The organism is Neorhizobium sp. AL 9.2.2 (assembly GCF_013317225.1).
Lineage (GTDB): Bacteria > Pseudomonadota > Alphaproteobacteria > Rhizobiales > Rhizobiaceae > Neorhizobium > Neorhizobium soli.
In genome coordinates this window covers 622,131-634,979 of sequence record NZ_JAALXU010000003.1, presented here as the reverse complement: position 1 = coordinate 634,979, position 12,849 = coordinate 622,131, and the positions used below count along the sequence as shown (strand labels likewise).

Genomic DNA, 12,849 nt, shown 5'->3' with positions numbered 1-12,849 from the left:
ATAAGGGGGGCTTCAAAACGAAAACGGCCGCCGAAGCAGCCGTTTCCAGAACTCATCATTTTGGCAGGATCAGAACTCCGACCATTCCTGCTTGGCTGCAGCCTGGCCGCCGCCGAATGCCGAGGCAATCCGGTTGCCCATTGCGCGCACGGGTGACTGTGCCGGTCGCGATGCAGGCGTGGCCGAGCGGACGGCACTGCGTCCCTCTTCCAGCTTGAACTGTGCCAAAAGCTCGATCAGCGATGCAGCCTGCGCGGCAAGGCTGTGGCTGGCAGCCGTCGTCTGCTCTACCATCGCCGCGTTCTGCTGGGTGCCCTGGTCCATATGATTGACCGAGGTGCTGATCTCCGACAGACCCGTCGACTGCTCACGCGAAGACACGACGATCGAGGCGACGTTGGTGTTGATCTGCTGCACTTCGGTCACGATCGATTGCAAGGCAGCACCTGTCTGGCCGACCAGCGCAACGCCGTCACGCACCTTTTCGCCCGAAGCACCGATCAGAACCTTGATCTCGCGCGCCGCTTTCGCGGACCGCTGGGCAAGTTCGCGGACTTCCTGGGCAACGACCGCAAAGCCTTTGCCTGCCTCGCCGGCCCTGGCTGCCTCGACACCGGCGTTCAGCGCCAGAAGATTGGTCTGGAAAGCGATGTCGTCGATCACGCCGATGATGTTGCCGATCTCGCCGGACGACTTTTCGATCGCTTCCATCGCAACAACGGCCTGGCGAACGATATCGCCGGACTTTTCGGCACCGTTGCGGGTGTGCTCGACGAGCTTGCCGGCTTCTCCGGCACGGGCTGCCGAATCCTTGACGGCCGTCGTTACCTCCTCGAGCGCCGCAGCGGTCTCTTCGACCGATGCCGCCTGCTGCTCGGTACGCTTCGACAGATCGTCTGCGGCAGAGCGGATCTCGTTGGCACCGGCATCGATCATCCGGGCATTGTCGCCGACCGACCGAAGGACAGTCTGCAGATTGTCCATCGAGGCGTTAAAGTTGACGCGCAGCTGATCGAGCTGTCCGGCGAACGGCTGTCCGATGCGGAAGGTCATATCGCCGTGCGAGAGGGAGTTCAGACCGTTGGCAAGACTATCGACGGCAAACGAAACCTCGGCCGCCTCATGCGCCTTCTGCTCCTCACGAGCAATCCGCTCGCTCTCGCTCATCGAACGGTTGGCTTCGGTTTCCCGCTCCAGGCGCTCGCGCTCCAGGGCGTTGTTGCGAAACACGGAAACGGCTGCTGCCATCTCGCCGATTTCATCCTTCCGCCCCGCGTAAGGGATCGCAACCTGCGCATTACCGGAGGCAAGCGTGTTCATCGAACCGGTAATGTCGGCAATCGGGCGCGCAACGCGGAAGTAGGACAAAAGCCCTGCAGCAAGCGCGAGAAGTGTTGCGAAGACGACGACGACAATCGTCGAGATAGCCGCAAACCGTGCGGCGCTATCGGCGACCTTGCCGTATTCGAGGCTGTGCAGCCGGTTGTCGTTGATCATGTCCAGCATCACATCGCCGGCCTCGCCGCCTTTGGGCACCATCTGCGCGATGACGGCCTTGGCCTCATAGACGCGCGAGGCCCCCAGCAGGCTGACGAACTGAGCTCCCAGCTTGTCGTAATCGGCAACGATCGCCTCGAGCTTTTCGATCTTGTCCTTGGTCACATCGAGGCTGGCCGTGTCGGCGAATGTCTTGAAAGCCTCGGCACGCTCTTGCGTCTTGGCGCGGATCTGATCGAGCCACTGCTTCTGGTCAGCGGCATTGCTGGCCGAAAGCGCCATCAAATAAAGACGCCGAATATCGGACAGGATCCTGTCCATATTGGAGGTCATCACCGAGCGTTCCATGCGACGGCTGATGTTGGACGTCTGAGCATCAAGCTGGTTGACGGAGCGCATGGCGAGTGCGCCCTGAAGGATCACCAGAAGAACGGTGATGCCGAAGAGAGCGGGCAGAAGAAACTTGATCTTTATCTTGCTGAACATCTGGGACCGGAGCCGAAATGAGAGGGAGTGTAATCCCTCGAGACTTGACAGCTTTAGATAAAGAAAAACTTACTGCGTCTCGGCCATAAAAAAATATTAGCGTCGTCGCAAATACCTGACATTGTTGAATGTTTCGCTGGCCGCGGCGTCGTTCCCTAGGGAGCCGCCGAGAGCGTGAGCGACCATCCCGGGGTGGCTCGGAACATGCGCAACAAGTTATGAATCGTTGGCGTCGCGCCCTCCCGCCGATCGGAAGCGTCCAGCGCCCATCGGACGCGTGACGACCGTTGTCGGCCGCCGGTTTCCCCGGCGACCGTGAGCCTCTTCCGTCAACGGTTTACTCGGCAGCCTGGCCCTCGTCCTCATGCCCGATGAAGCCGCCGGACTGACGGTTCCAGAGGTCCGCATAAATACCGCCCTGATCCGCCAGTTCGCGATGCGTGCCGGTCTCGACGATGGCGCCCCGGTCGAGCACGATCACCCGGTCCATCTCCGTGAGCGTCGACAGCCGATGCGCGATGGCGATGACCGTCTTGCCCTGCATCAGGGCAAACAGGTTTTCCTGGATTGCCGCTTCGACTTCCGAATCCAGCGCAGAGGTCGCCTCGTCCAGCACCAGGATCGGCGCATCTTTCAGGAACACGCGGGCGATCGCGATCCGCTGACGCTGGCCACCCGAAAGCTTGACGCCGCGCTCGCCCACATGCGCGTCGAGCCCCTTGCGCCCCTGAAGATCGACAAGGCTTTCCACGAAGTCCCAGGCATTGGCCCGCTTGGTCGCCTCGATGATCTCGGCATCGGTCGCGTCCGGCCGGCCATAGGCGATATTGTCGCGGATCGAGCGATGCAGCAGCGATGTGTCCTGTGTCACCACGCCGACCAAGGACCGCAAACTGTCCTGCGTCACACCGGCAATGTCCTGCCCGTCGATGGTGATCCGCCCGCTTTCCAGATCGTAGAACCGCAGGAGCAGGTTCATCAGAGTCGTCTTGCCGGCCCCGGAGCGCCCGACCAGACCAACCTTCTCGCCGGCCTTGATATCCAGCGTCAGCCCGTCGATGACGCCCGCTGCCTTGCCGTAATGGAAGCGCACGTCGTCGTAGACGATATGGCCTTTCGCCGCCGAAAGCTTCGACGCATCCTCGACATCGGTGACGTCATGCGGCTTGGTCATCATCGACATGCCGTCATAGACCGTGCCGATATTCTCAAACAGCGCCGAGACTTCCCACATGATCCACTGCGACATGCCGTTGATGCGCATTGCAAGGCCGATCGCGATGGCAATGGCGCCGATCGAGATCGCGCTGTCCAGCCAGAACCAGATCGACAGCGTCGCGACGGCAAACAGGGCTGCACAGTTGTAGAAATAGACCAGCACCTGGAACGCGGTCACCTTGCGCATCTGCCCATGCACGGTCTTCAGGAACACGTCCATCGCATCCTTGGCGTAGTCTTCCTCACGGCCGGAATGCGAAAACAGCTTCACCGTCGCGATGTTGGTGTAGCTGTCGACGACACGCCCGGTCATCATCGAGCGCGCATCCGCCTGCGCTGCCGAGATCTTCCGGAGCTTGGGAACGTAGTAGGCGACGGTTGCCGAATAAAAGGCGATCCAGACCACCAACGGCACCGCCAGACGGATATCCGCGACCGCAACCACCGCCACCATCGAGATGAAGTAGGTTGCCACATAGACGAAGACGTCGAGCACCTTCATCACCACTTCGCGGATCGCGAGCGACGTCTGCATGACCTTGGTCGAGACGCGACCCGCAAACTCGTTGGCAAAGAATGTCATCGAGTGGTTGAGCAGGAACCGGTGCATCTGCCAACGGGCGATCATCGGAAAATTGCCCATCAGGATCTGGTGCATGATGAGAGAATTGAGGCCGGCGACGAGCGGCAGCCCGACCAGCACCATCAGTGCCATGGCAACCAGCGTCATTCCCTCGTTCGCAAGGAACGTCGAACGCTCGGCATGCGTCAGCCAGTCGACGATATTGCCCAGAAACTGGAACAGCATCACTTCGCCGAGCGCGATGAACATCGTGCAGACCGACATGATCAGCACCCAGGGCCAGACAGGCTTGGTATAGTGCCAGAGGAAGGCGATCAGGCCGGCAGGCGGCAGGCCTGGGGTCTCCTCGGGATAAGGGTGAACCCGCCGTTCGAACCAGGAAAACATTGATAGCTCCGTCAATCGGACCCGCTTCACGCAACGCAAACGCGCCGACGGCGAACCGGTCAGTTATGTGGTGAGCGCTGCCGCATATCGGCCGTGCAAAATACAAAGGTGAAAAGACTGCGTGAAACCGCGGACGCCTAAGCCTGTCGGACAAATACCGGGGGGCGGAGGCGCATAGGCACGGTCATATCCATGTAGGCCTCCATAGGCTGGCGTTAAAGATCGATGCCCTTTTACCCGTTCATTGCCATTTTGAAAAGTCCCAAATCTGCGGCAATCCGATCGAAACCGCCCTCAAACGCTTGAGCTCACAGGCCGGCTCGGCTTAAGGAAAACCATGACCAACCTGCGCATCGCCCTCTACCAGCCTGACATTCCCGGCAATACCGGCACGATCCTTCGCCTCGCCGCCTGCCTCGGCCTCGGCGTCGATATCATCGAACCGGCCGGCTTCGATATTTCGGATCGCAACCTGAAACGCTCAGGCATGGATTACCTGGCAAACGTCGAACTTACCCGCCACGTCAACTGGCAGCAGTTCGACGACTGGCGGAGATCCGAAAACCGGCGGCTGGTCCTCGCCTCCACAAAGGCCGCCCAACCCTACGTGGACTTCCAGTTTCAGCCTGGCGACATCCTGCTGTTCGGCCGCGAGAGCGCCGGCGTTCCGGACCTCGTCCACGAAACGGCGGATGCCCGCATACTGATCCCGATGCGCGAAGGACAACGCTCCATCAACGTCGCCATGTCGGCCGCAATGATATCAGGAGAGGCGCTGAGACAGACGGGTTTCGCCTCATAAACGGCACGCGCATTTCGCGTCTTTTACACGCCTGAGTTTATTCTATGATGCGGAGAAATGCGTGTCGATCATGGCCTTGGCTACCGGCTCTATTTCATAAAGCGCGGAGACACCGTTGTCGTCCTTCTGTGCGGTGGCGACAAAAGCAGTCAGCAGCGCGATATTGCCGAGGCAAAGCGACTGGCAAATGAGTGGAGAGATTAGCCATGCCCCTCGAGACCCGTCTATTCGATCCTTCGGAATATGTGGATACCGAAGAAGGAATCCACGAATTCATGGTCGCAGCCTTCGAGGAAGGCGATCCGGCCTTCATCACCAAATGCCTCGGAACCGTCGCCAAGGCCCGCAACATGAGCAAGCTTGCCCGCAAAACCGGCATGAGCCGGGCGGCGCTCTACAAGGCTTTGAGCGGCGAAGGCAATCCTAAGTTTGCCACGATCGTGAACGTGATGAAGGCTTTGGGTCTCAAACTTATGCCGGTCATGGTGAAAGAGCAAGCCATCGAAGACGCCGCCTGATCCGCGCTCCGACCCCGCGCCAAAACGCGTAAAAAACTGTCGCGAACAGTGATTTGCACATCGGCGTAATCGGCCTATATTCGTTAGCCGGCAATTCATTATCGCACTTCATTCGATAGGAACCGTCCCCGGGCGAAGACAATCCGATATGCAATCCACCATCGTGATCATCAATCTTTTCGGCGCCGTGGCCCTGCTTCTGTTTGGCCTTGCGCAGATCAAGGATGGCGTCACCCGCGCCTTCGGGACACGCCTCAAGACGGGTCTAGCCCGCGGCACCAGCAGCAGCCTGCGCTCCTTCGTCTCCGGCCTTGTCGCCACGATCGCCTTGCAAAGTTCGACCGCGACCGCACTGACGCTCGCCTCGTTTGCCGAACGCGGCATGGTGCGTCCACGCATGGCGCAGATCGTGCTCCTCGGCGCCAATGTCGGCACCGCCGTTACCGCCTGGCTGGTCGCGACCGGCATCGAGTGGCTGTCGCCGCTTCTCATCCTCATCGGTCTGGTCATGCTTCGCGGTGCATCGCCAGCCCGCAAAGGCGGCGGCACGGCCATGATAGGCGTCGGCCTGATGCTGCTGTCGCTGCATCTGCTTGGGCTCGCCACCGAACCGATGCGCCAGTCGCCGGCGCTCGCGGCCTTTATCGGCCTGCTCGATGACGCGTGGCCGGTGGCGCTGATCCTGTCGGCGGTTCTGGCTTTCGTTTCGTCGTCCAGCCTGGCGGTCGTGGTGCTGATCCTCTCGCTCGCCTCGACCGGAAATGTCTCCGCCGGCCTGGTAATTGTGCTGATCCTCGGCGCCAATCTCGGTGGCGCCATTCCGCCCGTCGTCGCCACTCTCTCTGCGCCCGCTGCCGCAAGACGCATCACGCTCGGCAACCTTGTCACCCGCGGCATCGGTTGCGCGATCGCGTTGCCGCTCGCGGGCCCTGTCGCCGATGCCGTTCAAGCCCTGCCGCTGTCGCCGGAAAAGCTCCCGGTCGATGCGCACCTCGCCTTCAATATCCTGCTTGCGCTGGTCGTATTCCCGTTCTCAGCCCAAGTCTCCCGCCTTGCATCTCGCCTCGTCCCTGATGATCCGCAGCGAGACGACGGCCCCCGCTTCCTCGATCAGGACGCGCTCGACAACCCGGTGATGGCGCTCGCCAACGCGACGCGCGAAGTGCTCGGCGTCGGCGACACCATCGAGCGCATGCTGATCCGCACCGAAAATGCCTTCAAACGTAACGATATCGCCCCACTTGCAGACATCGCCGGGCTCGAGTCACGGGTCGATCACCTTCATCAGGATGTGAAGCTCTACCTGTCGGAACTGGGCCGCACCGGTCTCGATGCGGAGAACGCCCGCCGCTCCATCGCCATCATCGATTACGCGATCAACCTCGAACATATCGGCGACATCATCGAAAAGGGCATCGCCGAACAGGTTCGCAAGAAGATCGCGCACGGCCTCAAGTTCTCGGACGACGGCTTCGATGAATTGCAGGTGCTGCTCAGCCTGACCGTCGACAACCTGAGAACCGCCCAGACGATCTTCCAGACCGGCGATCTGGCGCTGGCGCGGCAGTTGATGGAAATCAAGGTGGAAGTCCGTCGGCTCGAAAAGCGGTCCGCCGAAAAGCATCTGGAGCGGTTGCGTGACGGACGACTGGAAAGCCTGCAGACCAGCTCGCTGCATCTCGACATGCTGCGTGACCTCAAACGCATCAACGCGCACATCGTGTCGGTTGCGCATCCGATCCTCGATGACAGCGGCGCACTGATCGAAAGCCGCCTTCGCCTCGCCGAACCCGGCGCCTGAGGGACTTCCTTAGTCCGCCGTCGGAAGTCTCCGCATGGTGAACTCGATGCGGTCGCCCTCCAGCTGGCGCCAGCTTTCCACTTCGGTCCAGTAGGCAGCCTTCGGAAATTCGTCGAACCATTGCCGCGCTTTTTCGCGGGCATCCTCGCGGGTCATCAGAAATGTCTCGCGCACGAACATGCTACCCGGTCCGCCGGCCTGTTCCTGCCGGTGGCGGTGAATTCTGCGCTTCAGCCCGTCGAGTGGCGGGGGTGTGAATTTCGCCATCAAACCCTCTTATCGGCACCTGGTGACATCAAGATAATATGGTCTCACACGCATTGCGAGTCTGTTTTCCTGTCTTAAAACGGGCGGCCTCACGCGCTTGGGAATGGCCGGCGCAAGTCTGAGATGCTAAGTGCCGCCGGCGAGGATACGGAATCAGATCAAAGGCATAGCGGAAAAGGAAAAGACCATGGAACGGCCGGCATTGCCCAAGGAACTGCCCGAAAATCTCGAAGAGAAGAAGGCAGCCGCGCGAGCCTGGTTCGAAAGCCTCCGCGACACGATCTGTGCTTCCTTCGAGGCTTTGGAAGACGAGCTGACCGGCCCGCTCTCCGATCAGCCGCCCGGCCGCTTTACCCGGAAGAACTGGCTTCGCAACGAGGGCGAAGGCGGCGGCGGCACGATGTCGATGATGGAAGGCCGCGTCTTCGAGAAGGTCGGCGTCCACACGTCCACCGTCCACGGCGAGTTTTCCGAAGAATTCCGCAAGCAGATCCCCGGCGCCGACGAAGACCCCGCGTTCTGGGCGTCGGGCATTTCGCTCATCGCCCATCCGGTCAATCCCAATGTGCCGGCAGTGCACATGAACACCCGCATGGTCGTCACCACCAGCCAGTGGTTCGGTGGCGGCGCCGACCTGACGCCGGTCCTCGACATCCGCCGCAGCCAGGAAGACCCCGATACCCAGCTTTTCCACCGGGTCATGGAAATCACGTGCAATCGGCACGCGGTCGCCGATTACCCCCGCTACAAGGCATGGTGCGAAGACTATTTCTTCCTGAAGCACCGCAACGAGCCCCGCGGCGTCGGCGGCATCTTTTTCGACTGGCTCCATTCGGATGCGGAAAAAGGCGGCTGGGATGCCGATTTCGCCTTCACGCAGGATGTCGGCCGCGCCTTCAACCTCCTCTATCCGAAGATCGTCCGCGGCAATTTCAACCGGCCCTGGACCGAAGAGAACCGCGACGAGCAACTGATCCGTCGCGGCCGCTACGTGGAGTTCAACCTTCTCTACGACCGCGGTACCATTTTCGGCCTGAAGACAGGCGGCAATGTGGAATCGATTCTATCCTCGATGCCACCGGCAGTCCGCTGGCCCTGATCATTTTGGCACGCCCGGGCAGTCTGCTCTCAAGAAATTGATGACTGTAAGGCCACTGGTAGTTGTCATCTGCGAAAAATTCGATGTTCGAATCGGTGTGTTCGGTGCTAGCGTGCGTTCTGGTTGCACGGGAGAACAGCCATGACCCCATCAAACAGCCTGACAAAACCAAGTCCATACCCCGTTTCGAAGTTGATGAAGACGCCCGAATTGGTCGAGCGTCTGGCCGTCGAAATGCGAGCCAGAAGCGGTGGCGAACTGCCCCACGCTTTCTGTGTCGAGCAAGTGAAGCGGCAGCTTGCCGGTAAGTCGGCGGAATCCGGCGCGGCCAATGCCGCTCACATGATGATTCCCGCGGAGCGGGCATCCGTATTCCACTCCTGGGCGATCTCCGAATAGGAGGATTGATCAGGAGCTCTGCTTCACGATCTCGTCCAGCCGGGCGGCCAGTGCTGCCCGGTCGGGGTTGAAGTTACGCTCAACCCAGAAGTCCTCGATCTGCTTCAGGATCTCACCGACCCTCTTGCCGGCAGGCACACCTGCCGAGAGAACGTCGGCGCCCGCGATCGGAAAGACCGGCTTCGCGTAGCCCTCGGCCCGCTTCAGAAGAACCGACAGCCTTGCCGACTTGCGCATCGCCATTGGATCGCCCTCGGCCGCTGCTCTGGCCGACGACAGCGCCAGCTTGACGCGTGCAACCATGCCGGCCGCGCCATTTCGGTAGAGCAGACGATCGAAGCCGACATCCGTCACCTCGTCGGGAATGGCGGGTGCGGACGCCCAGACGGCCAGCTTCGCCGCATCGGCATTCGAAAACCGCAGCCGCTTTGCCATCGCCGTAAGCCGTTCCGCATCGGGCGGCACGATCGCCGCAAGCCGCAGCAGCGGATCCGGCGTCCAGCCGAGCGCCGCTTCCGCAGCGACCAACGGATGAATGCCGTCGATGCCCCATTTTTCCGATTCGGGCAGGATTTCCGTCAGAACACCCGCCTGCCGCATCCACAAAAGTGCGCGAGACGGATCGGGGGCAGCCAGCAGTTTCTTCGTCTCGCCCCAGACCCGCTCGCCAGAAAGCGTCGAAAGCCTGTCCTTGGCGCGTGCCGATGCCCGCAATCCGTCCGCATCCGGCCGGCCGGATCCGTAATAGGCGAAAAACCGGAAGAACCTGAGAATGCGCAGATGATCCTCGGCAATCCGCTGCGAAGCGTCGCCGATAAACCGGATCGTCCGGCTCTCGATGTCCTGCAATCCCTTGACGAGATCGACCACAGCGCCCGACGCATCCGCGTAGAGTGCATTGATGGTGAGGTCGCGCCGTTCCGCATCGGCCTGCCAGTCGGTGCCGAACGAAACCTTGGCATGGCGTCCGTCCGTCTCGATGTCGCGGCGAAGCGTCGTCACCTCGAACGGCGTGCAGTCGATCACCAGCGTCACCGTCCCATGCTCGATCCCGGTCGGCACAGCCTTCATGCCGGCAGCCTCTGCCCGCTCCACCACATCCTGCGGCAGAAGCGTCGTCGCCACGTCGATATCGGCGACGGCGAGCCCCATCAGCGCGTTCCGCACCGCGCCACCCGCCACCCGCGCCTCGCCGCCATCGGCGTTCAGAAGCGCTAGAAGCCGCTGCAGAGCGGCATCGTTGAACCATGCCTCACCGGCAACCGAGGGGGTAGCAATGGAGGTCATGCGTAAAGCCTTTCATACAGCGTGCGTAAAATTCCGGCGGTAATGCCCCAGATTTCCCGGTCCTCATAGGGCATGACGTAGAAGTGCCGGGTCGCGCCATTCCAGTCGCGGGTCCCGCGCTGGTGGTTCGCCTCGTCCATCAGAAACGACAAGGGCACTTCGAAAGCCGAGTCCACCTCGTCCGGATTGAGGGTCAGCTCGAAACCGCGGCTCACAACGGCCAGCACCGGCGTGATGCGAAATCCGGTCGCCGCATAATAGTCGGGAAGCCTGGCCAGCGGCTCGACGAAGCGTCGGTCAAGACCGATCTCTTCCTCCGCCTCGCGCAGCGCCGCCACCTCAGGCGATCCGTCTTCGGGATCGATCGCACCGCCCGGAAACGCGATCTGGCCGGAATGCTTGCGCAGCTTGACCGTCCGCTGCGTCAGGATAACCTTGGCGCCATCGGCATCGTCGATGACGGGCACCAGCACGGCCGCATCCTTCAGCTTGGATTGAACGGTCGCGTTCACCCAGGCCGGGTTAAGCAGATGATCGCCGTGATCGCGCCACGCATCCTCGATCGGCCCGCCCTTCTGGGACAGCGAACGGCGGCGAAACTCGTCAGCGGAATAAGAACCAAGACTGCTCATCGGGACAACAATTCCAGCTCGGCCGCCGGCATGACCGGAAACACCGCATCACCCGACCGAACCGCAAACATCGCGACCCCATCGATCTCGATCGTCTCCCCAAGCGCCACGAGATCATACATCACCGCCCGCGATACCAGTGCCTCGAGCCGTCCGCGGACATGCAGGTAAGGCTTCAGCTCCTGCCCCTCTCCTGCGATCGCAAAGCGGATCGGATGGTCGCTGCCGGCCTTCACCACATCGCCGACACCGGTGCGAAACGTCAGCACCTGCTGGCCGTCTCGTAGGCTCGTTTGCATCTCCACCGCCACGAACGGCGCATCGACGACACGGATCGCGACCTTTTCCACAGGCGTAACAAGATAGGTTCGGCCGTCCTCGTCCTTGCGCAGCACGGTCGAAAACAGCCGGACCAGCGGCGCCCGGCCGATCGGCGTGCCCAGATAGAACCAGGTCCCGTCGGCACGGATTTCCATGTCGAGATCGCCGCAGAACGGCGGGTTCCACCGCTCGACCGGCGGCAGGCCCGGCATTTCGCCTCTCGGGCCGCCACTTGCCTGCTCGGACGCATGGGCAATCATTGCCGCGAGACCAGCAGCATCGGCCGCCTTGTTAATTGGTTCTACTGCCATTTTTCAGTCCCGGTTCGACCGTAAGCATGAGCCACGGTGAATGTTCTCACGAGATAGTCATTCATCGCGTGCTTGTCAGCCTTATTTGGCGGAATAAGTTTCAAGGTCTAAGGTGACTGCTGCGACGCAGCGATTCACGGTCGGACAAGTTGGTTCGGCGAAGCCTGCTGGATCTGGATACCAATCAAGGGTGATGGTGAACGACATGGGCATGATGAATTCTACGCAAACAGTCCTCGACGAGAAAGCCATCATCGCCTCGGCCGAAAAGGCACTTGCCGATATCGCCGCCGTCCGTGAGGAAGTCGCCAAGGTCATCTTCGGCCAGGAACGTGTCGTCGAGAACACCATGCTCGCGGTCCTCTCCGGTGGCCATGCGCTGCTGGTCGGTGTTCCCGGCCTTGCCAAGACCAAACTCGTCTCGACGCTCGGTACCGTCCTCGGGCTGGATTCGAACCGCATCCAGTTCACCCCCGACCTGATGCCGTCGGATATTCTGGGCTCCGAAGTGATGGATACGGATGAGACCGGCCGCCGCTCCTTCCGCTTCGTCAAGGGACCTGTATTCGGACAGCTGCTGATGGCCGACGAAATCAACCGCGCCTCGCCGCGCACCCAGTCGGCGCTGCTGCAGGCCATGCAGGAATATCACATCACCGTCGCCGGCCAGCGCTATGACCTGCCGGCACCATTCCACGTCCTTGCCACCCAGAACCCGCTGGAACAGGAAGGCACCTATCCGCTTCCCGAAGCGCAGCTCGACCGTTTCCTGCTGCAGGTGGACGTACTATATCCGGAGCTTGCCGCCGAGCGCCAGATCCTGCTCGACACGACGGGCAGCGCCGAAGCCAAGGCGCGCAGCGTGATCGACGCAACGCGGCTGAAGGATATCCAGGCGCTGATCCGCCAGATGCCGGTCTCCGACAAGGTGGTCGATGCGATCCTGTCGCTCGTCCGCTCTGCCCGACCGGGCCACGGCAACGCTTCCACCGACAAGCATGTCGCCTGGGGTCCAGGCCCGCGTGCCGGCCAGTCGCTGATGCTGACGGCCCGCGCTCGCGCGCTTTACGAAGGCCGCCTCGCTCCCTCGCTGGACGATATCCACGCGCTTGCCGAACCGGTCCTGCAGCACCGCATGGCGCTGACATTCGCCGCCCGCGCCGAAGGCATGTCGGTGCGCGATGTCATTGCTGGCCTAGTCAAACAGGCCCGCGGCTGAAGATCGCCGCTTCAGGCTAGAA

The 12,849-nt window shown here is 61.5% G+C and carries 13 protein-coding genes; 7 read left to right on the top strand and 6 right to left on the bottom strand.

Annotation, left to right across the window (positions count from 1 at the left end; all coding sequences use genetic code 11):
* Positions 1–69: 69 nt before the first annotated feature.
* Positions 70–1,983 carry a methyl-accepting chemotaxis protein gene (locus tag G6K99_RS09800; RefSeq protein ID WP_062582930.1) on the bottom strand — a complete coding sequence of 638 codons (1,914 nt, stop codon included), beginning with the start codon at positions 1,981–1,983 and terminating at the stop codon, positions 70–72.
* A gap of 337 nt (positions 1,984–2,320) precedes the next feature.
* Positions 2,321–4,171 (bottom strand): ABC transporter ATP-binding protein, encoded by a 1,851-nt coding sequence (locus tag G6K99_RS09795; protein WP_092660349.1) that lies wholly within the window; start codon positions 4,169–4,171, stop codon positions 2,321–2,323.
* Between the two features lie 337 nt (positions 4,172–4,508).
* On the opposite strand from G6K99_RS09795, the gene G6K99_RS09790 reads away from it, so the two are divergent.
* The 4 genes from G6K99_RS09790 (at position 4,509) to G6K99_RS09775 (ending at position 7,292) form a co-directional block, all read left to right on the top strand.
* Entirely contained in the window at positions 4,509–4,973 is a 465-nt protein-coding gene (locus G6K99_RS09790; RefSeq protein WP_174196421.1) for a tRNA (cytidine(34)-2'-O)-methyltransferase, read from the top strand.
* A 57-nt stretch (positions 4,974–5,030) separates the two neighbouring features.
* Entirely contained in the window at positions 5,031–5,177 is a 147-nt protein-coding gene (locus G6K99_RS09785) for a type II toxin-antitoxin system RelE/ParE family toxin (protein ID WP_174196420.1), read from the top strand.
* A 2-nt stretch (positions 5,178–5,179) separates the two neighbouring features.
* The gene (locus G6K99_RS09780) at positions 5,180–5,491 is read left to right on the top strand and encodes an addiction module antidote protein (protein WP_174196419.1); all 312 of its coding nucleotides are present in this window, start codon (positions 5,180–5,182) and stop codon (positions 5,489–5,491) included.
* A 148-nt stretch (positions 5,492–5,639) separates the two neighbouring features.
* On the top strand, positions 5,640–7,292 hold the full coding sequence (locus G6K99_RS09775; RefSeq protein ID WP_174196418.1) for a Na/Pi cotransporter family protein: 1,653 nt from the start codon (positions 5,640–5,642) through the stop codon (positions 7,290–7,292).
* 9 nt (positions 7,293–7,301) lie between these two features.
* Here G6K99_RS09775 and G6K99_RS09770 read toward each other — a convergent pair whose 3' ends face one another.
* The gene (locus G6K99_RS09770) at positions 7,302–7,559 is read right to left on the bottom strand and encodes a hypothetical protein (protein WP_062455715.1); all 258 of its coding nucleotides are present in this window, start codon (positions 7,557–7,559) and stop codon (positions 7,302–7,304) included.
* Between the two features lie 187 nt (positions 7,560–7,746).
* Between G6K99_RS09770 and hemF the strand changes: the two genes are divergently transcribed.
* Together hemF and G6K99_RS09760 are read left to right on the top strand one after the other, a co-directional pair.
* Positions 7,747–8,658, top strand: a complete 912-nt coding sequence (gene hemF, locus G6K99_RS09765) for an oxygen-dependent coproporphyrinogen oxidase (RefSeq protein WP_062455712.1) — start codon at positions 7,747–7,749, stop codon at positions 8,656–8,658.
* Positions 8,659–8,799: 141 nt separating this feature from the next.
* Positions 8,800–9,057, top strand: coding sequence for a hypothetical protein (locus tag G6K99_RS09760; RefSeq protein WP_092660339.1), 258 nt, complete (start codon positions 8,800–8,802; stop codon positions 9,055–9,057).
* A gap of 9 nt (positions 9,058–9,066) precedes the next feature.
* On the opposite strand, the gene G6K99_RS09755 is transcribed toward G6K99_RS09760, so the two are convergent.
* The 3 genes from G6K99_RS09755 to G6K99_RS09745 are packed head-to-tail and all read right to left on the bottom strand — an operon-like array spanning position 9,067 to position 11,608.
* Positions 9,067–10,344 (bottom strand): CCA tRNA nucleotidyltransferase, encoded by a 1,278-nt coding sequence (locus tag G6K99_RS09755; protein WP_174196417.1) that lies wholly within the window; start codon positions 10,342–10,344, stop codon positions 9,067–9,069.
* Positions 10,341–10,976, bottom strand: a complete 636-nt coding sequence (locus G6K99_RS09750) for a CoA pyrophosphatase (protein ID WP_174196416.1) — start codon at positions 10,974–10,976, stop codon at positions 10,341–10,343. Before G6K99_RS09750 ends, G6K99_RS09755 begins: the two co-directional genes overlap by 4 nt.
* Entirely contained in the window at positions 10,973–11,608 is a 636-nt protein-coding gene (locus G6K99_RS09745; protein WP_174196415.1) for a DUF1285 domain-containing protein, read from the bottom strand. Before G6K99_RS09745 ends, G6K99_RS09750 begins: the two co-directional genes overlap by 4 nt.
* Positions 11,609–11,813: 205 nt before the next feature.
* On the opposite strand from G6K99_RS09745, the gene G6K99_RS09740 reads away from it, so the two are divergent.
* Entirely contained in the window at positions 11,814–12,827 is a 1,014-nt protein-coding gene (locus G6K99_RS09740; protein ID WP_174196414.1) for a MoxR family ATPase, read from the top strand.
* Positions 12,828–12,849: the final 22 nt, after the last annotated feature.

What these genes read in the sequence shown, in the direction of transcription:
- G6K99_RS09780 (WP_174196419.1), top strand. Translation starts at nt 5,180, where the DNA reads ATGCCCCTCGAGACCCGTCTATTCGATCCTTCGGAATATGTGGATACC.
- G6K99_RS09800 (WP_062582930.1), bottom strand. Translation starts at nt 1,983, where the DNA reads ATGTTCAGCAAGATAAAGATCAAGTTTCTTCTGCCCGCTCTCTTCGGC.
- G6K99_RS09750 (WP_174196416.1), bottom strand. Translation starts at nt 10,976, where the DNA reads ATGAGCAGTCTTGGTTCTTATTCCGCTGACGAGTTTCGCCGCCGTTCG.
- G6K99_RS09760 (WP_092660339.1), top strand. Translation starts at nt 8,800, where the DNA reads ATGACCCCATCAAACAGCCTGACAAAACCAAGTCCATACCCCGTTTCG.
- G6K99_RS09775 (WP_174196418.1), top strand. Translation starts at nt 5,640, where the DNA reads ATGCAATCCACCATCGTGATCATCAATCTTTTCGGCGCCGTGGCCCTG.
- G6K99_RS09770 (WP_062455715.1), bottom strand. Translation starts at nt 7,559, where the DNA reads ATGGCGAAATTCACACCCCCGCCACTCGACGGGCTGAAGCGCAGAATT.
- G6K99_RS09790 (WP_174196421.1), top strand. Translation starts at nt 4,509, where the DNA reads ATGACCAACCTGCGCATCGCCCTCTACCAGCCTGACATTCCCGGCAAT.
- G6K99_RS09785 (WP_174196420.1), top strand. Translation starts at nt 5,031, where the DNA reads ATGCGTGTCGATCATGGCCTTGGCTACCGGCTCTATTTCATAAAGCGC.
- hemF (WP_062455712.1), top strand. Translation starts at nt 7,747, where the DNA reads ATGGAACGGCCGGCATTGCCCAAGGAACTGCCCGAAAATCTCGAAGAG.
- G6K99_RS09740 (WP_174196414.1), top strand. Translation starts at nt 11,814, where the DNA reads ATGGGCATGATGAATTCTACGCAAACAGTCCTCGACGAGAAAGCCATC.
- G6K99_RS09745 (WP_174196415.1), bottom strand. Translation starts at nt 11,608, where the DNA reads ATGGCAGTAGAACCAATTAACAAGGCGGCCGATGCTGCTGGTCTCGCG.
- G6K99_RS09795 (WP_092660349.1), bottom strand. Translation starts at nt 4,171, where the DNA reads ATGTTTTCCTGGTTCGAACGGCGGGTTCACCCTTATCCCGAGGAGACC.
- G6K99_RS09755 (WP_174196417.1), bottom strand. Translation starts at nt 10,344, where the DNA reads ATGACCTCCATTGCTACCCCCTCGGTTGCCGGTGAGGCATGGTTCAAC.